Below are 17,285 nucleotides of genomic sequence, written 5' to 3' on the forward strand. Positions count from 1 at the left end.
CGAGGATGGCTTTTTGAATAGACTTGAATTATACGCGGATTATGTCGAAAAGGCAAAAGCCAGACATTCTCGCAGATGACGCGCCGCGCATGGCGGGTCTTCACCCCGCCATGCGCGGCATCAGGCACTCAGCGATTCCCGCCGCGACTGCCCCCGCGACCACCTCCGCGATTGCCGCCACCGCCACCGCCACCGCCACCGCCGCGCGGGGTGCGGTTTCCGCCTGGCTTCGCCGCCTTCGGCATGACATTGCCATTCGGCTCACCGCCGCCACGACGCTGCGGCTTGCCTTGCCCGCCCAGTCCGCCGCCGCCGCCGCCACCACGCGCCTGGCGCGCGCCGGTGCCGCGACCACCGCCAAGGTTGGCGGCGTGCGAGGTCAGCAGCGTGGGGCCGTGGCTGATGTAGCCCATCGACGTCTTCATCGGATCCGGCTGGCCACCGCGGCTGCCACCCCGTGCTCCGCCCTGTTCATAGCGCGGCAGACCATCCATGCCCGTGTGCATCGGCATGCCCGCAATCGCCGCTTCGGTGCGCTGCTTGCGCCCGCCGACCTTGGTCGCGCCCTTGCCAGATTGCTCGCCCTTTCCCGGCACCTTCAGGCCGACCGCGGTCATCAGCGCCTTGACGTCATTGGGCTCGACCTCCTGCCAGCGGCCTCGCTTGAGGCCGCGGGGCAGCAGGAACTGGCCATAGCGCGTGCGGATCAGCCTCGACACGGTCAGGCCGACCGCCTCGAACATGCGCCGCACTTCGCGGTTGCGGCCTTCGGTCAGCGCCACGTGGTACCACTGGTTGACGCCCTCGCCGCCGCCATCCGCGATGCGCAGGAAGTTGGCCTCGCCGTCGTCCAGCTTGATGCCGTGCAGCAGGCGCTGGCGGTCGGCTTCGGCCAGTTCGCCCAGCGTGCGCACCGCGTATTCGCGCTCGACGCCGTAGCGCGGATGCATGAAGCGGTTGGCGATATCGCCCGAGGTGGTGAAGATCAGCAGGCCTTCAGTGTTGAAGTCCAGCCGGCCAACGGCGACCCACTTGCCGGTCTTGATGCGCGGCAGGCTGTCGAACACGGTCGGACGGCCTTCGGGGTCCGACTGGCTGACGATTTCGCCGGCCGGCTTGTGGTACAGCAGCACGCGCGGCGGCTTGGTCGACACCTTGCGGTGGATCAGCTTGCCGTTGACGCGCACCTGGTCGGTCGGCAGGATGCGCTGGCCGATATGCGCCGGCAGGCCGTTGACCGAGACCCGGCCCTGCAGGATCAGCTCTTCCATTTCGCGACGCGAGCCCAGGCCGCCCTCAGCCAGCACCTTGTGCAGCTTCGGGGCGTCGTCCTCGGCCGACAGCTCACGCACCGGCTTGGCCTTGGTGCGCGGAATCACCGTGTCTTCCTTGTCGTACTGCTCGGAAATCACGAAGCGGAACAGGTCCTCGCTGCCGGACGTGGCCTTGTCGACACCGCCCTGGCCCTTGCGCTGACCCTGCGGCTTGGCTCCCTCCTTGCGGCGGCCCTGCGGCTGCCGGCCGGCAGCGCCCAGCCCCTCGGCCGGCGTGGCGGGCTTGCCGCCGCGCGGGTTCGGCTTGCGCTTGCGGCCCGCCTGCTCACCCTTGTCCGCCTTCTCGGCTTTTTCGGTTTTCTCGACCCTTTCAGCCTTGTGCGCCTTGTCGACCGGAGCCTGCGTCGCCTGGCCGCCCTCGCCCTGAGCGGGCTTGCGCTTGCCGCGGCCACGCTGGGCACCGCGCCCGCCGACCGCCGCCGCTTCCGCGGCGTCGCCAGGCGTACCGGCCTCGGCGCCTTCGGCACGGTCGGTATCGCGATCCTGCGCGGCCTGGCGGCGCGACGCCACCAGGTTCCTCAGCCCGCGGCGCAGCCCCTTGCGGCGGGGCGCGGCTTCGCTGCCCGATCCGGGTTCTGCGGCGCCGGAGTCGGCGGGTGCGCCCGCGTGGCGGGCGTCTTGCTCAACGGAATCAGACAAGGTATTCACTATCGGATGTTGCATGTTGTTCAGTTCGGCACGCGCTCGTCGTGCTCGCTCGGGTGCGGCAAGGCGCCGTCTTCCGGCAGGTCACCCCGCGCCCCGTCCGGATCGGAATCGGCAGGATTGGCAGGTTCGGTTGGTTCGACTTTTCCGCCCAGTGCCTCCGCCCCATGCTGGCGCGGCTGCAGGTCGAATCCGTTGGCAATTTCGCCGTCTGTGGACGCCTGGCCAGCGTCCGTGGCTGCGACGGCCTCGCCGGGGTCGGATGCCTCGGCTTGTGCAGGCTCGGCAAACGCCTCCTCATCGGCACTACCGGGCTTGCTTGCCGCCAGCGCCTCGAAATCGATGGCCTGCTGGTCCAGCAGCGTTGCCTGCGCTTGCGCCTGGGCATCCTCGAGCGGCGGCAACTCGTCCAGCGTGCGCAGCCCGAGATCGTCCAGGAAGGCCTTGGTGGTGGCATACAGGGCTGGCCGGCCCGGCACGTCGCGGTGGCCGATCACCTCGATCCAGCTGCGGTCTTCCAGCTTCTTGATGACTTCCGTGCTGACCGTTACGCCGCGGATTTCCTCGATATCGCCGCGCGTCACCGGCTGGCGATAAGCGATGATCGCCAGCGTCTCCATCACGGCGCGCGAGTATTTCGGCGGCTTTTCCGGATTCAGGCGATCGAGGTATTCGCGCATCTCGGGGCGGCTCTGGAAGCGCCAGCCGCTTGCCAGCGACACCAGCTCCACGCCGCGCGGGCGCCAGTCCTGGCGCAATTCCTCCAGCAGCACGCGGACGGTATCCGCGCCGACGTCGTCGGCGAACAACCGTCGCAGATCATTGACGCGCAAAGGCTCCTGCGCGCAGATCAGCGCCGTCTCGAGGACGATCTTCGCCTCTTGGGTATTCATGTTGATGGTGTGCAGCCTGTCTTTGCACCTGCTCCCGGACGGATCCGGGGCACCGGAGATTTTGGATACAGCGACGCCAATGCCATCGCCATCTCATTGCGCAGCTCACCCGAATGCCTGCTGCATCCAAGCCGTGCACTTCCCTTTCTTTGCATCGAGTTGCCGGGTCACTCCGGCAGGAGATCGTTCGCATGCCGCCATGGGTCGGTCAGCGAACCTCTTGCGTGGCGCGTCCGCACAACGGACGCCACTGTTGGCGAACTGAACGCCTCGGACGCAAGAAAAACGGGTATCGGGAGCAAGGCCGGCATCTCCAACACCGCAGTGCCAGCCGGGCTTTTGAACCAGATCTTTTGAACCGGATGGACCGCAGGGACGGGCGGGCATCGAACTACCAACACTTCCCGCCGCCGTGGGCGCACCTTCTGGTAGGAAGGTCGCTGGCACGGCTCGCCGCTGCTTACAAAACACCGCGCGATACCGCAATGCTGGCGATTGTATGGCATTCCCGCCCTCGCCCGCAACCATCATCGGTCGCGCCGCGCGACCCATGCGCCTCAAAAGACCAGACAGAAACCCTGCTCGGCCAGCGAATGTGGCAGCAACGCCGCGCGCGCCAGGCCGAGAGCCCCGAACGCCATGACCGCCACGCCCGCGCCAACGCGAACCGCGCGCCGCCGCGACAGGTTGCGCAGGTAACCGGACAGCCCTGACAGCACCAGCAGGTTGGGCAGCGTGCCGACCCCGAACACGCCCATCACCAGCGCACCGGAACCGGCATTGCCGGCGAGCAGCGCCAGCGTCAGCGCCCCGTAGACCATGCCACATGGCACCAGCCCCCAGGCCAGGCCAACGCCGTAGCGCCTGGCAAGCCCTCCATGCGCACGCACGAACGTGGGCATGCCGCCGCCCAGCCGCCCAAGCTGCCGCGCCACGCCGCTGCCCACCCGCACCGCCAGCCGCTCCAGCCACGCCACGGTGAAGGCATTGCCGCGCAGCAGGCGCCAGCCCGACCACAGCAGCATGGCACTGCCGGCGCTGAACAGCCAGCGCTGCACCGGCAGGTAATCCTGCTTCCATGCGCCGGCGCCGATCGCGCCAAGCAGCGCGCCAAGCAGCATATAAGTCGAAATCCTGCCCAGGTGCATTGCCAGCAACTCGCCGGCCCAGGCGGCACGGCTGCGCACGAAAGTCATGGCCACGATGCCGCCACGTGGCTGTTCGACTGCCAGCGCAATGCCGCCACACATTGCTGCGCAGTGCACGCCGCCAAGCAATGCCAGCATAAAGACGCTAATTAGCACACCAAATGGCAAATCTGACTCCCTGCCTCATCACATCGCACGGTAAAATGTCGTGGTCGCGCCCTCGCATCCACTCTTGCAGGTTCCAATTGCTCACCTCCATTCCAATCACCGAAATGTCGCCCCGTTGCTCCACATGCGCGATGGGGCAACTGTGCCTTCCGGTTGGCATGTCCCAGCAGGACCTCACCAAGATGGACACGCTGGTGCAGGAACGCATCCGGGTCCATAAGGGTGAGACCTTGTATCGCATGGGCGACCCCCTCACCGCGGTTTATGCCATTCGCTTCGGCACACTGAAGACGCATGTCACGACCGAAGACGGCCGTTCACAGATTACCGGTTTCCACCTGCCTGGCGAAATCGTCGGCCTCGACGGCCTCGGTGAGATGCAGCATGCCTCGGATGCGACCGCGCTGGAAGATACCGAAGTCTGCGTAGTCCGCCTTGGCGACCTGCAGACGCTGTCTGCAGACCTGCCTTCGCTGCAGCATCAGTTCCTGCGGCTGATGGGCAAGGAAATCACGCACGACCAGCTCATGCTGGTGACACTCGGCTCGATGCGCGCCGAAGAACGTTTGGCCGCGTTCCTGATCAACCTGTCTGAACGCCTGTCGGCGCGCGGCTACTCGTCGACCGAATTCGTGATGCGCATGAGCCGCGAGGAAATCGGCAGCTACCTTGGCCTGAAACTGGAAACCGTCAGTCGCCTGTTCTCGCGTTTCGCTGAAGCCGGCCTGATCCAGATTCGCCAGCGCCACGTCAAGCTGGTGGATCTCGCCGGCATCAAGCAACTCTACAGCCGTAGCTGCTGAACCTTCCCCCCGCCCCGCCGCGTTGCGCCTGCGCCGCGCGGGGCGGCGCAGGCATCGCAATTCACTCCAACTCGTCGGTATCACTGAGCCGCGTCGGCATCGTGTACAGCGTCAACCCGCTGGACAGTGCGCAGAAGATCCACGCCAGCAGGAAGCTCATCGTATAGATCGATTCGCGCGACGCCTCGATCGGATGCCCAAAGAACTTCAGGTCACCGGGATCCACGACCGAGAACACTGTCGCGGTGGCAAAGCCCGCCATCAGGAACCCCGGCCACAAGACCCACATCAGCCAGCGCAACCTCATGGCTGCCTCGCTGCACTGGGCTGAGGCTGCGCTACCCCGGCCTTCTCGACCACCAGTCCATGGCGCGTTGCACCCTGCACCGGCAAGTCAGGGTGCGACGACGCAAGCCAGATAGTGACACCGCACGCCACCATCGCGACCAGCGGGCCGCTCATCAACAGCCACGGCCACGGCTCTTTCCACCACGGATTGCCTTGCTGATTCATCATGCCCCCTTGAGTTCTGCACCGAGCGCCTGGCGTCACAGGTCGCGCGGCACGATAAAACTGGTGCTTTGCCGGATCTCGGCGCTGCCCCGCTCCGTTGCCTCGCTGGTCACCGTCACGCTGATCTTGTGCGTGCCCTGCGCCGCGTCCTCGATCGGCAAGCGTATGCGGATCGGCAACAGCCGGTTCGACGTTGGTGCCAGCGACTCGGCTTGCTTGTCGTACTCGACCGTCAGGTTCTTCAGTTCGTCGCTGTCGGCTCGCACGCTGATGTGCATCGGCCCTTCTGTCGTGTTGATCAACTGCAGGCGATAGACGTTCTCGATCCAGCGGCCTTCGACCTCTCGACCCAGCGCGCCACGGTCGCGGATGATGTCCACCTTCAGCGGAGTGCGCAGCGCGATTGAAGCCACGAAGCCAGCAAGCAGCGCGACCCAGATCACGGAATAGATGATGACACGCGGGCGCAGCAAGCGCTTGCGCGACGCCGTCGCCGACAGCGCCTTGCGCATTGCATTTTCCGAGGTGTACCGGATCAGGCCGCGCGGATAGGACATCTTGTCCATGACCTGGTTGCAAGCGTCGATGCACGCGCCGCAGCCGATGCATTCATACTGCAGGCCATCGCGGATATCGATGCCGGTTGGGCACACCTGCACGCAGATGCTGCAGTTGACGCAGTCGCCCAGGCCCGCCTGGTGATGGTCGGTCTTGCGCGAACGGCTGCCGCGCGGCTCGCCCCGGCCGATGTCGTAGGTCACGACGTAGGTGTCGCGGTCGACCATCACGCTCTGGAAACGCGCATACGGGCACATGTATTTGCACACCTGCTCGCGCATGAAGCCCGCGTTGCCCCAGGTGGCAAATGCATAGAACAGCATCCAGAACGTCTGCCACGGGCCCAGCGACAGGCTCGCCAGCTCGCCGCCCAGTTCACGGATCGGCGCGAAGTAGCCGATAAAGGTGAAGCCTGTCCACAGCGCGATCAGCACCCACAGGAAATGCTTCGTGGCCTTGATGCGCAGCTTGCGCAGGCTCCAGGGATCGCCGTCCAGGCGGATGCGCGCGATCCGGTCGCCTTCGATCCGCCGCTCGATCCACATGAAGATTTCGGTGTAGACCGTTTGCGGGCAGGCATAACCGCAGAACAGCCGTCCGGCAATCGCAGTAAACAGGAACAGCGCCAGCGCCGAGATGACCAGCAGCACGGCGAGGTAGATGACATCCTGCGGCCACAGTACCAGCCCGAAGATGTAGAACTTGCGCTCGCCAAGGTCAAACAGCACGGCCTGGCGTCCGTTCCACTGGAGCCAGGGCGTGCCGTAGTAGATCAGCTGGGTGAAGAGAACCAGCCAGACGCGCCAGCTGGAGAAAGCGCCCGTGACCGAACGCGGATAGATCTTGCGGCGGACCTCATACAGTGTTTCATCCGAGGTCTCTGCAGGCGCAGCGGCCGACCGCTGACGGTCGGCCGCCCGGGCCACTTCTTCGGTCCCGGGTGCGTTCATGGATGGTTTCTCCTGCGGGCGGCCCGCGCCCGCTCAGATGAGTCGCCTGTCATTGGCCGGCGCCCCCGCCGGTATTGGACAGACCCCAGACATAGGCCGTCAGCATACGGATCCGCTCTGGCGTCAGGATCTCTTCATGTGCCGGCATATGGTTGTTATGCCCCTTCAGAATGGCGTCGACGATGCTGCCTTCCGAACTGCCGTACAGCCACACGTTGTCGGAGAGGTTCGGCGCGCCCAATGCCTGGTTGCCCTTGCCGCCGGCGCCGTGGCAAGCCGCGCAGGTCGACTTGAAGGTGCTCTCGCCACGTGAGGCGCGGATAGGGTCCGAAGACAGCCCCGACAGCGAGCGGACATACTGCGCCACGTCGCCAGCCAGCTTGCCGTCGATGGTGGATGCGAACGGCGGCATCACGCCATTGCGGCCCTTGGCGATGGTCTGCTGGATGGTTTCGGGTTCGCCGCCATACAGCCAGTCGCCGTCGGTCAGGTTGGGGAAGCCGCGGCTGCCGCGCGCGTCCGAACCATGGCATTGCGCGCAGTAGTTCAGGAACAGCCGCTGGCCAATTTCGCGCGCCTGCGGATCCCCCGCCACCTGCTTGACATCCATCTTCAGGTACTTGGCATAGATCTCGTTCTGCATCTGCTCCTGCGCGGCACGATGCGCCGCCAGTTCACCCTGCGTCGAGAACTTCAGCACGCCTTCGTACTTGCCCAGGCCCGGATACAACACCAGGTAGACCAGGCCGAAGATGCAGGCCAGCAGGAACATCCACATCCACCAGCGCGGCAGCGGATTGTTCAGTTCGCGCAGGTCGCCGTCCCAGACGTGGCCGGTGTCGTCGCTCGCGCTGGCGGTCTTGGTAATCTTGCGTTGCGAGAACAGCAGCCATACGCACCAGACGATGCCGACGAGCGCGATCGCGGCAATGTAGTAACTCCAGAAATCGGAAAAGAAATCGCTCATGGCTAGGTGTTCCGGCTCGATGTTGTCGTGGTTTCGTCAGGCAGCGCGAACGGCAGCATGGCGGATTCCCGGTTGGCGGCCTTCCTGCCGGCGGACCAGGCCCACCAGCAGATGCCAAGGAAGACGACCATCGACACGACGGTCGCAATGGCGGTGATCATGGCCATGGCCTACTCCTTCGCCGGTGCAGCCGCTTCCGCCGCGGGCGCGGCCGGCATAGTCGCTGCAGCGGTATCCACGCGGACATTGCGGCGGTTGGTGCCCAGTCCCTGCAGGTAAGCCACAAGCGCGTCTTCCTCAGTCTTGCCCTTGAGCTCGTCCGGCGCCTTGGCGATGTCGGCCTCGGTGTACGGCACGCCCAGCTTCACCAGCGCCCGCATGCGGGCCTGGATTTCGTTGGTCGGCAGCGCAGCTTTCTCCAACCACGGATAGGAAGGCATCACCGACTCGGGCACCACGTCGCGCGGATTACGCAGGTGGATGCGCTGCCAGTCATCCGAGTAGCGGCCGCCGACGCGTGCCAGGTCAGGACCGGTACGCTTCGAGCCCCACAGGAACGGGTGGTCGTAGACTGACTCGCCCGCGGTCGAGAAGTGGCCGTAACGCTCGGTCTCGGCCTGCAGCGTACGCACCTGCTGCGAGTGGCAACCGACGCAGCCCTCGCGGATATAGACATCCCGGCCCATCAGCCGCAGCGGCGAATACGGCGTGATACCCGGATCCGGCTTGGTCGTGGAGTGCTGGAAGAACAGCGGCACAATCTGCACCAGACCCGCGATGCTGACCACGAGGATCGTGCAGATGATCAGCCAGCCGATGTTCTTCTCCAGCGTTTCGTGGGAAAAGAATCTTTGTTTTTCCGACATCTTTCTATCCTGGAATGATCAGTGTGCGGAGGCGGGGATGCTGGCCGGGATCGGTGCATCCACGGCACGCTTGCCGACGATGGTCTTGGCAATGTTGTAGGCCATCAGCAGCATGCCGGACAGGAAGCAGATGCCACCCAGCAAACGGATCAGGTAGAACGGGTACTTGGCCTTGACCGCTTCGACGAAGGCATAGGTCAGCGTGCCATCAGGTTGCGTGGCGCGCCACATCAGGCCTTCCATCACGCCGGCGATCCACATCGAGGCGATATACAGCACCACGCCGATGGTTGCGATCCAGAAATGCCATTCGATCAGGCGCACGCTGTACATCTGTTTCTCGCCGAACAGCCGCGGGATCAGGTAGTACAGCGAACCGATCGAGATCATTGCGACCCAGCCCAGCGCGCCGGAATGTACGTGGCCGATGGTCCAGTCCGTGTAGTGCGACAGCGCGTTGACGGTCTTGATCGACATCATCGAGCCTTCGAACGTGGACATGCCGTAGAACGACAGCGCCACCACCAGGAACTTCAGGATCGGGTCGGTGCGCAGCTTGTGCCATGCCCCCGACAGCGTCATGACGCCGTTGATCATGCCGCCCCACGAAGGCGCGAGCAGGATCAGCGAGAACACCATGCCCAGCGACTGCGCCCAGTCCGGCAGCGCCGTGTACTGCAGGTGATGCGGGCCGGCCCACATGTAAGTGAAGTTCAACGCCCAGAAGTGGACGATGGACAGGCGGTAGGAAAAGATCGGGCGCTCAGCCTGCTTGGGTATGAAGTAGTACATCATCCCCAGGAAGCTGGTGGTCAGGAAGAAGCCCACCGCGTTATGGCCATACCACCACTGGATCATCGCGTCCTGCACGCCGGCATAGGCCGAGTAGGACTTCCACAGCGACACCGGCATCTCGATGTTGTTGACGATGTGCAGCAACGCGATGGTCAGGATGTAGGCGCCGAAGAACCAGTTGGCGACGTAGATATGCCGCGTCTTGCGCTTGACGATGGTGCCGAAGAACACGATCGCGTAGGCCACCCAGACCGCGGTGATCAGCAAGTCGATCGGCCATTCCAGCTCGGCGTATTCCTTCGAGGAGGTGATGCCCAGCGGTAGCGTGATGGCGGCGGCAACGATGACCAGTTGCCAGCCCCAGAACGTGAACGCCGCGAGCGGGCCGCAGAAAAGGCGGGCCTGGCAGGTGCGCTGGACCACGTAGTACGAAGTCGCGAAAAGCGCGCTGCCACCGAAGGCAAAGATCACCGCATTGGTATGCAGCGGCCGCAGGCGGCCGAACGACAGCCAGGGCGTGTTGAAGTTGAGTTCCGGCCAGATCAGCTGTGCTGCCAGCAGCACGCCGACGGCCATGCCGACGATCCCCCAGACTACCGTCATGACAGCGAACTGTCTTACGACGCCGTAATTGAAGGTGTCGACGCGTGAAGACGCGGCAGTGACATCCATTCAGACCCCCAAAAGCTTAGAGAAGAGAAAAAACCTACTGACGTTGTGACTTTAGAAAAACCCCGCCATCGGTGCGTTGATCTTTATCAAGTCGCTCAGGACCGGCAATGAACCTCGCGGCGCGGCCCCGGTCCGAGGCCGATGGCATGCCAAGACATGCGCGCATCACGGCTTGTCGTTGTCCAGCAGGATCGACTCCGCGGGCCGGTCGAGGTCGTCGTACTGGCCCGCATGCAATGCCCACCACAATGCGGCGGCGATCACGACGACCAGCACCAGGCTCATCGGCACGAGCAAGAAAAGCGTTTCCATGCGGCTCCTAGACTGCCTTGCGGCCGGCGCGCAGCAGACGCCAGGCGTTGGCCACAACCAGCAGCGACGACAGCGACATGCCGATACCGGCCATCCATGCCGTCACCAGCCCGGTCGCCGCCAGCGGGATCGCCACCACGTTGTAGAGGAAAGACCAGCCCAGGTTCTGCCGCACCACGCGCCGCGTCTTGCGCGACACCGCCAGTGCGGTTGCGATCTCGTCGATGCCGCCGTGCGTGAGCACGGCGTCGGCGCCGGCTTGCGCCAGCGGCGCGCCGCTGCCGATCGCGATCGATACCTGCGCCTGCGCCAGCACCGGGGCGTCGTTGATGCCGTCGCCCACGGCCAGCACCACCGCCCCGCCCTGCTGCAGCCGCGCGACGTAATCGCGCTTGCCCTCGGGCGTCACTTCACCGGCGAAATGGCCAATCCCGAAGCGCTTTGCCCACCAGTGCACGGCCGCGGCGTTGTCGCCGGAGACGAGGTGGCAGCTCACGCCCAGCGCATCGAGCCGCGCCAGCAGCGCGGACGTCTGCGCGCGCTCGACATCGGCCAGCACGAAGCTAGCGAGCATGCCGCCCTGTGCAGCCAGCCACACGACCGTGGCACCCGGATGGGTCGGGTCAGCAGCCGCCGGCACTTGCACGGAAGAGCCGCCGGTAACGAGGCCACGCGCGAAATCCAGCCGGCCGAGCCGCAGGCGCCGCCCGTCGACCGTGGCTTCAAGGCCCTGTCCGGGCACGTTGCGGATGCCGGTGACCGCCCCGGCATGGCCGCCTCCATCAGGCGATGCCGCGAGCAGTGCGCGTGCGATGGGGTGCTCGCCGCCGCGTTCCATCGCCGCGGCCAGTGCAAGGCATTGCGCCTCGCCAAGATCGGCCAGCGGCTGCACTGCGGCCACGGCAAAGCGTCCTTCGGTCAGCGTGCCGGTCTTGTCCAGCACCACGTCGGTCACGCGCGCCAGCGTCTCCAGCGCATGGCCGCGCGTCAGCAGCACGCCGCGCCGCGACAACGCGGCGCCCGCGGCTGCCAGCGCGGCCGGCGTGGCCAGCGACAGCGCGCACGGGCAGCTGACCACCAGCACCGCGATCGTCACGAGCAGCGCGCGAGATGGATCGATCCACAGCCCCCAAACCAGCCCGGTCAGCGCCGCAAGCACCAGCAGCGTCGCCACGAACCAGCCCGCGACACGGTCGGCCAGCGTGGCCAGGCGGGGCTTTTCCGCCAGCGCGCGGTCGAGCACCGCCACGATCTCGGCCAGCCGTGTGCCGGCGCCCACGCGCGACACACGCAGCTCCAGCGGGCTGGCGGTGTTGAAGCAGCCCGCCAGCACGGTGTCACCGGCACTGCGGCGCACCGGCCGGCTTTCGCCGGTCAGCATGGACTCGTCCAGTTCGCTGGCGCCGGCGACGACGGTGCCGTCGGCGGGTACGATCTCGCCCGCCTTCACGCGGATCAGGTCGCCCTGGCGCAAACGTGCCACCGGGATGCGTTCGCCTGTGGCCCCTATTCCGGCAAGCTGCTCGCAGGTGGCGGGCAGCTGGCGCGCAAGCATCTCGGCGCCGCTTCGCGATGCCTGGCGCACGCGCAGCTCGAGGTAGCGGGCCAGCAGCAGGAAGGCGACGAACATCGTCACCGAATCGAAATAGACCTCGCCGATGCCGCGCACGGTGGCCAGCGCGCTGGCGATAAATCCCGCGCCGACGCCGATGGCAACCGGCACGTCCATGCCCATATGCCGCTGACGCATGCTGCGCCAGGCGCCAGCAAAGATCGGCGATGCGGAATAGAAGACCACCGGCAACGTCAGCGCAAAGCTGGCCCAGCGCATCAGCTGCAGCTGGCCGGGGTCGATGGTGGCCTCGTGGGTGTAGATCGGCCATGCGTACATCATCACCTGCATCATGCCGAGCATGGCCACAGCCATGCGCATCAGCAGGCTGCGGCGCGCGCGGCGGTCCTGCTGGTCGGTGCGCGATAGCTCGAACGGCCACGCCATGTAGCCGATGCCGGCGAGCGCGGCCAGCAATCCGGCCACGGACTGCGTGCCTTCGCGCCAGCGCACCACCACGCGGCGGGTGGCGACATTGGCCACTGCGGACTCCACGCCGGGCTGGCGCGTCAGGTGCTGCTCGATCAGCCAGGCGCAGGCGGCGCAGCGGATGTTCTCCGGCGCCAGCGTGATCTCGGCCCGGCCGTTGTCGAGCGGACGCACGAACTGGGTGCGCAATTCGGGAGTGTCGTAGGCGGCCCAGATCGGTTCGGCTTCGCGCCGCGCCGCGTCGTCGATCGGGCGGGCAAAGCGGGCCTCGTCACCATAAAGATGGGCAAATCCGGCCGCGTGGAGGGTCTGCGCCAGTGCCTGGCAGCCGCCGCAGCAGAAGACCCGGCGTGCGCCGTCCAGTTCGGCTGCCAGTGGCTCGGCCTGCGTGACCGGCAGGCCGCAATGGAAGCATGCGAGTTGCGCCCCCGCAGTGGCCGCGCCGGCGTTGGCGGCAGGCGCCGCGGACGCTGCATGCAAGGCCAGCACGCTGGCGGAAGGGATGGTGGCTGGGGACGACATGGGGACCTTTTTCTACCCCCTGCAGGGTATAGGGCGGTCCCGGCATCGACCTTGATATAAGTCAATGCGGCCCGGCTATCGTCGCGCCGGGCCAAAATACAACACTCGCCAACCCTCAGGTGAGCGACGTGTCCATGGTGCGGCGCTCGGATTCCAGGTACTCGCGCGACTGCATCTCGATGATGCGCGACACGGTCCGGTGGAACTCGTTGGCCATCTGTCCCTCTGTGTAGAGTTCGTCCGCCGGCACTTCTGCCGACATCAGCAGCTTGACCTTGTGGTCGTAAAAGACGTCGATCAGCCAGGTAAAGCGCCGTGCTTCCGACGACATGCGCGGCGTCATGCGCGGTACGTCGGACAGGATCACGGTATGGAACTGCGAAGCCAGCTCCAGGTAATCGTTCTGCGAGCGCGGCCCGCCGCACAGGGTGGCGAAGTCGAACCACACCACGCCATTGGCCTTGCGCAGCGAGCGCAGTTCGCGGTGCTCGATATGCAGCAGCGGCGACTCGTCAGCCACGCCGGCAATTGACGTGAAGGCATCGCGCAGCGCAGAGTTCGCCTTGGCGTCGAGCGGCGTGTGGTAAGCCTGCACCTGTTCCAGCGCGCGCTTGCGGTAGTCGATGCCAGCATCGACGTTGAGTACGTCCATCTTCTGCTGGATCAGCGCGATGGCGGGCAGCACACGGTCGCGGTGCAGGCCGTCCGTGTAAAGCAGGTCGGGCCGGTAATTCGAAGTCATCACGAACTGCACACCATTGTCGAATAACTGCTGCAGCAGGCGATGCAGGATCATCGCGTCGGCGACGTCGCTGACATGGAACTCGTCGAAGCAGATTAGGCGGAAACGACGCGCAATGCGCCTGGCGAGCTCGTCCAGCGGATCGGGGCGGCCGCGCAGCTCTTCCAGCTGGCGATGGACCTCGCGCATGAATTCATGGAAGTGCAGCCGCGTCTTGCGCACCACCGGCACGCAGGTATAGAAGCTGTCCATCAGGAAGGACTTGCCGCGCCCCACCCCACCCCACATGTAGACGCCCTTGGGCACATCGGGACGGACCAGCAGCTTCTTCAGCGCGTTGTTGCGGCGGCCCTTGTAGGCCACCCATTCGTCGTAGCACTGCTGCAGCCGCGCCACAGCACGCAATTGCGCCTCGTCGGACGTGTAACCGCGCTCCTTCAGTTCCTTTTCGTAGTACTCAGTGACGTTCATGCTGGGGGCTCACGCGGCACACGCCGCAAGTGAAAACGGCGCGCCGCTGATGCGGCGCGCCGGTACTCAGGCTATGCGAAGCATGCGCCTTACATATTGAGCTGACGCTTGTCGACAGCCAGCGCGGCTTCGCGCATGACTTCCGACATCGACGGGTGCGGGTGGCAGACGCGGCCGATATCTTCGCTGGCGGCCTTGAACTCCATCGCCACCACGGCTTCGGCGATCAGGTCCGACGCGTTGGCGGCAACGATATGCACGCCCAGGATTTCGTCGGTCTTGGCATCGGCCAGCATCTTGACGAAGCCGTCCGGATGGCCCATGCCCAGCGCACGGCCGTTGGCCATGAACGGGAACTGGCCAGCCTTGAACTCGCGGCCTTCGGCCTTGAGCTGGGCTTCGGTCTTGCCGACCCATGCGATTTCCGGGAAGGTGTAGATCACCCACGGAACGCAGTTGTAGTCGATATGCGGCTTCTGGCCGGCGATGCGCTCGGCCACGGCCACGCCTTCGTCCTCGGCCTTGTGCGCCAGCATCGGGCCGCGCACCACGTCGCCGATGGCCCACAGGCCCGGCACCTTGGTGGCGCAGTGGTCGTCCACCTCGATGAAGCCGCGCTGGTCGGCGGCCAGGCCGACAGCATCCAGGCCCAGGTTGTCGGTGTTGGGCACGCGGCCGACTGACACGATCAGGCGATCGACTTCCAGGGTCTGGGCAGCGCCGTCCTTGTCGGTGTACTTGACGGTGACGCCGTTCTTGCCGGTCGTCACTTCGTTCACGTTCACGCCGAGGCTGAACTTCAGGCCCTGTTTGGTCAGCTGCTTCTGGGCTTCTTTGGCCACGCCTTCGTCGGCGGCGCCAAGGAACGCGGGCAGCGCTTCCAGCACGGTCACGTCGGCACCCAGGCGGCGCCACACCGAGCCCAACTCCAGGCCGATCACGCCGGCGCCGATCACGCCCAGCGTCTTCGGCACGGCGGGGAACTTGAGCGCGCCTTCGTTATCGCTGACCAGGTCGTTGTCGACGGCGACGCCCGGCAGGTGGCGAGCCTTCGAACCGGTGGCGATGATGACCTGCTTGGCGGTCACGACCTCACCGGCAATCTCGACCTGGAAGCCTTCGGCGGTCTTGCCGACGAACTTGCCGTAGCCCTTGAGCAGCGTCACCTTGTTCTTGCGGAACAGGAACTCGATGCCCTTGGTCATCTTGCCGACGATATCGTCCTTGCGCTTGAGCATCTTGGACACGTCGACCTTGACGTCGCCCACGGTGATGCCGTGGTCGGCCAGGTGGTGCTGGGCGTTCTCGAACTCTTCCGAGGAAGCCAGCAGTGCCTTGGACGGGATGCAACCCACGTTCAGGCAGGTGCCGCCCAGGCGCGGTTCGTTCTTGGGATCGTCGTAGGCATTGCCTTCGCAGCAGGCCACGTTCAGGCCGAGCTGGCCGGCGCGGATCGCGGCGATATAGCCGCCGGGGCCGGCGCCGATCACCAGCACGTCGAATTGTTTGCTCATGGGAATTCCTTTGTGGCACCGGCAGCGTGTGCCGGTGCGCGATCAACACTGGAGATGCGCACCGCGCGCGTCGGCATGAACCAACGCGCGCGCAGGGACCGTCGATTACAGGTCCAGCAGCAGGCGGGCCGGATCTTCCAGCGCGTCCTTCATGGCGACCAGGCCCAGCACGGCTTCGCGGCCGTCGATGATGCGGTGGTCGTAGGACATCGCCAGGTAGTTCATCGGGCGGATCACGATCTGGCCGTCTTCAACCACCGGGCGATCCTTGGTGGCATGCACGCCCAGGATGGCCGATTGCGGCGGGTTGATGATGGGGGTCGACAGCATCGAACCGAACACGCCACCGTTGGAGATCGAGAAGGTACCGCCGCTCAGCTCTTCCAGCGACAGCTTGCCGTCACGGGCCTTCACGCCGAATTCAGCGATCTTCTTCTCGATGTCGGCCAGGCTCATCTGGTCGGCGTTGCGCAGGATCGGCACCACCAGGCCACGCGGCGAGCCCACGGCGATACCGATGTCGAAGTAACCGTGGTAGACGATGTCGTTGCCGTCGATCGAGGCGTTGATCAGCGGGAACTTCTTCAGCGCGTGCACCGCGGCCTTGACGAAGAACGACATGAAGCCCAGCTTCACGCCGTGTTCCTTCTCGAAGCGGTCCTTGTACTTGTTGCGCAGATCCATCACCGGCTTCATGTTGACTTCATTGAAGGTGGTGAGGATGGCGTTGGTGGCTTGCGACTGCAGCAGGCGCTCGGCGATACGGGCACGCAGGCGGCTCATCGGCACGCGCTCTTCCGGACGGTCGCCCAGCGCGGCGAAGTCGACCGGAGTGGAAACCTGCTGCAGCGCCGGCTTGGCCGCGGCCGGAGCCGGGGCGGCCTTGGCGGCCGGAGCGGCGGCCGCGGCAATCGCGTCGCCCTTGGTGATGCGGCCGTCCTTGCCGGTGCCGGCAACCTGGCCAGCCGACAGGCCGGCTTCAGCCATCAGCTTGGCAGCCGACGGCATCGCCACGGCGCCGGCGGCGGCCGGAGCGGCGGCAGCGGCCGGTGCCGGAGCGGCAGCAGCCGGAGCCGGGGCAGCTGCTGCGGGGGCAGCGGCGCCAGCGGTGGCTTCGGTGTCGATCTTGGCGATGATCTCATCGGCCACGACGGTATCGCCGTCGTTCTTGACGATAATCGACAGGACGCCTGCCGACGGGGCCGGCACTTCCAGCACGACCTTGTCGGTTTCGATCTCGATCAGGATTTCGTCCTGGGCAACGGCTTCGCCGGGCTTCTTCTTCCAGTTGAGCATGGTCGCTTCGGCGACCGATTCGGACAGCTGCGGAACCTTGACGTCAACAATAGCCATGGTTGTGAATTCCTCGTG

At 65.6% G+C, this 17,285-nt stretch carries 16 protein-coding genes; 1 reads left to right on the top strand and 15 read right to left on the bottom strand.

All coding sequences use genetic code 11. The features are described from left to right. Positions 1–128: 128 nt before the first annotated feature. From rluB to ACIP1U_RS07610, 3 genes are all read right to left on the bottom strand, one after another. Complete coding sequence (gene rluB, locus ACIP1U_RS07600; protein ID WP_400313424.1) at positions 129–1,997, bottom strand: 23S rRNA pseudouridine(2605) synthase RluB; 1,869 nt, start codon at positions 1,995–1,997, stop codon at positions 129–131. A 5-nt stretch (positions 1,998–2,002) separates the two neighbouring features. Next, positions 2,003–2,872: an SMC-Scp complex subunit ScpB gene (gene scpB, locus ACIP1U_RS07605; protein ID WP_400313427.1), complete on the bottom strand. Its 870-nt coding sequence runs from the start codon at positions 2,870–2,872 to the stop codon at positions 2,003–2,005. A 557-nt stretch (positions 2,873–3,429) separates the two neighbouring features. Further along, a complete protein-coding gene (locus tag ACIP1U_RS07610) occupies positions 3,430–4,188 on the bottom strand; it encodes a sulfite exporter TauE/SafE family protein (protein ID WP_400313430.1) in 759 nt (252 codons plus the stop codon). A 77-nt stretch (positions 4,189–4,265) separates the two neighbouring features. Here ACIP1U_RS07610 and fnr point away from each other — a divergent pair, with 77 nt between their 5' ends. Continuing rightward, a complete protein-coding gene (fnr, locus tag ACIP1U_RS07615) occupies positions 4,266–4,991 on the top strand; it encodes a fumarate/nitrate reduction transcriptional regulator Fnr (RefSeq protein WP_342911982.1) in 726 nt (241 codons plus the stop codon). 61 nt (positions 4,992–5,052) lie between these two features. On the opposite strand, the gene ACIP1U_RS07620 is transcribed toward fnr, so the two are convergent. The 12 genes from ACIP1U_RS07620 to odhB all read right to left on the bottom strand — a co-directional run bounded on the left by ACIP1U_RS07620 (position 5,053) and on the right by odhB (position 17,267). Next, positions 5,053–5,298, bottom strand: coding sequence for a hypothetical protein (locus ACIP1U_RS07620; protein ID WP_029046193.1), 246 nt, complete (start codon positions 5,296–5,298; stop codon positions 5,053–5,055). Beyond that, a complete protein-coding gene (locus ACIP1U_RS07625) occupies positions 5,295–5,504 on the bottom strand; it encodes a hypothetical protein (protein WP_400313835.1) in 210 nt (69 codons plus the stop codon). The genes ACIP1U_RS07620 and ACIP1U_RS07625 overlap by 4 nt, the downstream gene beginning before the upstream one ends. A gap of 35 nt (positions 5,505–5,539) precedes the next feature. Continuing rightward, on the bottom strand, positions 5,540–7,012 hold the full coding sequence (ccoG, locus tag ACIP1U_RS07630) for a cytochrome c oxidase accessory protein CcoG (RefSeq protein ID WP_400313433.1): 1,473 nt from the start codon (positions 7,010–7,012) through the stop codon (positions 5,540–5,542). A gap of 49 nt (positions 7,013–7,061) precedes the next feature. Next, a complete protein-coding gene (ccoP, locus tag ACIP1U_RS07635) occupies positions 7,062–7,979 on the bottom strand; it encodes a cytochrome-c oxidase, cbb3-type subunit III (protein WP_400313435.1) in 918 nt (305 codons plus the stop codon). 2 nt (positions 7,980–7,981) lie between these two features. Next, positions 7,982–8,146 carry a cbb3-type cytochrome oxidase subunit 3 gene (locus tag ACIP1U_RS07640; protein WP_400313437.1) on the bottom strand — a complete coding sequence of 55 codons (165 nt, stop codon included), beginning with the start codon at positions 8,144–8,146 and terminating at the stop codon, positions 7,982–7,984. Positions 8,147–8,149: 3 nt separating this feature from the next. After that, on the bottom strand, positions 8,150–8,845 hold the full coding sequence (gene ccoO, locus ACIP1U_RS07645; RefSeq protein WP_400313440.1) for a cytochrome-c oxidase, cbb3-type subunit II: 696 nt from the start codon (positions 8,843–8,845) through the stop codon (positions 8,150–8,152). A gap of 18 nt (positions 8,846–8,863) precedes the next feature. Next, positions 8,864–10,312: a cytochrome-c oxidase, cbb3-type subunit I gene (gene ccoN, locus ACIP1U_RS07650; protein ID WP_342911987.1), complete on the bottom strand. Its 1,449-nt coding sequence runs from the start codon at positions 10,310–10,312 to the stop codon at positions 8,864–8,866. 165 nt (positions 10,313–10,477) lie between these two features. Continuing rightward, positions 10,478–10,624 carry a cbb3-type cytochrome oxidase assembly protein CcoS gene (ccoS, locus tag ACIP1U_RS07655; RefSeq protein WP_400313443.1) on the bottom strand — a complete coding sequence of 49 codons (147 nt, stop codon included), beginning with the start codon at positions 10,622–10,624 and terminating at the stop codon, positions 10,478–10,480. A gap of 7 nt (positions 10,625–10,631) precedes the next feature. Beyond that, the gene (locus ACIP1U_RS07660; protein WP_400313446.1) at positions 10,632–13,187 is read right to left on the bottom strand and encodes a heavy metal translocating P-type ATPase; all 2,556 of its coding nucleotides are present in this window, start codon (positions 13,185–13,187) and stop codon (positions 10,632–10,634) included. Between the two features lie 115 nt (positions 13,188–13,302). Further along, entirely contained in the window at positions 13,303–14,400 is a 1,098-nt protein-coding gene (zapE, locus tag ACIP1U_RS07665; RefSeq protein WP_400313449.1) for a cell division protein ZapE, read from the bottom strand. 89 nt (positions 14,401–14,489) lie between these two features. Continuing rightward, on the bottom strand, positions 14,490–15,914 hold the full coding sequence (lpdA, locus tag ACIP1U_RS07670) for a dihydrolipoyl dehydrogenase (RefSeq protein WP_400313452.1): 1,425 nt from the start codon (positions 15,912–15,914) through the stop codon (positions 14,490–14,492). 105 nt (positions 15,915–16,019) lie between these two features. Then, positions 16,020–17,267 carry a 2-oxoglutarate dehydrogenase complex dihydrolipoyllysine-residue succinyltransferase gene (odhB, locus tag ACIP1U_RS07675; protein WP_209753832.1) on the bottom strand — a complete coding sequence of 416 codons (1,248 nt, stop codon included), beginning with the start codon at positions 17,265–17,267 and terminating at the stop codon, positions 16,020–16,022. Positions 17,268–17,285: the final 18 nt, after the last annotated feature.

The organism is Cupriavidus sp. NPDC089707 (assembly GCF_044748965.1).
In the GTDB taxonomy this organism is placed as follows: Bacteria; Pseudomonadota; Gammaproteobacteria; order Burkholderiales; family Burkholderiaceae; genus Cupriavidus.

Excerpts from the sequence above, each read along its gene's own strand:
- rluB (WP_400313424.1), bottom strand. The coding sequence starts at position 1,997 with ATGCAACATCCGATAGTGAATACCTTGTCTGATTCCGTTGAGCAAGAC.
- scpB (WP_400313427.1), bottom strand. The coding sequence starts at position 2,872 with ATGAATACCCAAGAGGCGAAGATCGTCCTCGAGACGGCGCTGATCTGC.
- ACIP1U_RS07620 (WP_029046193.1), bottom strand. The coding sequence starts at position 5,298 with ATGAGGTTGCGCTGGCTGATGTGGGTCTTGTGGCCGGGGTTCCTGATG.
- ACIP1U_RS07625 (WP_400313835.1), bottom strand. The coding sequence starts at position 5,504 with ATGAATCAGCAAGGCAATCCGTGGTGGAAAGAGCCGTGGCCGTGGCTG.
- ccoG (WP_400313433.1), bottom strand. The coding sequence starts at position 7,012 with ATGAACGCACCCGGGACCGAAGAAGTGGCCCGGGCGGCCGACCGTCAG.
- ccoP (WP_400313435.1), bottom strand. The coding sequence starts at position 7,979 with ATGAGCGATTTCTTTTCCGATTTCTGGAGTTACTACATTGCCGCGATC.
- ACIP1U_RS07640 (WP_400313437.1), bottom strand. The coding sequence starts at position 8,146 with ATGGCCATGATCACCGCCATTGCGACCGTCGTGTCGATGGTCGTCTTC.
- ccoO (WP_400313440.1), bottom strand. The coding sequence starts at position 8,845 with ATGTCGGAAAAACAAAGATTCTTTTCCCACGAAACGCTGGAGAAGAAC.
- ccoN (WP_342911987.1), bottom strand. The coding sequence starts at position 10,312 with ATGGATGTCACTGCCGCGTCTTCACGCGTCGACACCTTCAATTACGGC.
- ccoS (WP_400313443.1), bottom strand. The coding sequence starts at position 10,624 with ATGGAAACGCTTTTCTTGCTCGTGCCGATGAGCCTGGTGCTGGTCGTC.
- ACIP1U_RS07660 (WP_400313446.1), bottom strand. The coding sequence starts at position 13,187 with ATGTCGTCCCCAGCCACCATCCCTTCCGCCAGCGTGCTGGCCTTGCAT.
- zapE (WP_400313449.1), bottom strand. The coding sequence starts at position 14,400 with ATGAACGTCACTGAGTACTACGAAAAGGAACTGAAGGAGCGCGGTTAC.
- lpdA (WP_400313452.1), bottom strand. The coding sequence starts at position 15,914 with ATGAGCAAACAATTCGACGTGCTGGTGATCGGCGCCGGCCCCGGCGGC.
- odhB (WP_209753832.1), bottom strand. The coding sequence starts at position 17,267 with ATGGCTATTGTTGACGTCAAGGTTCCGCAGCTGTCCGAATCGGTCGCC.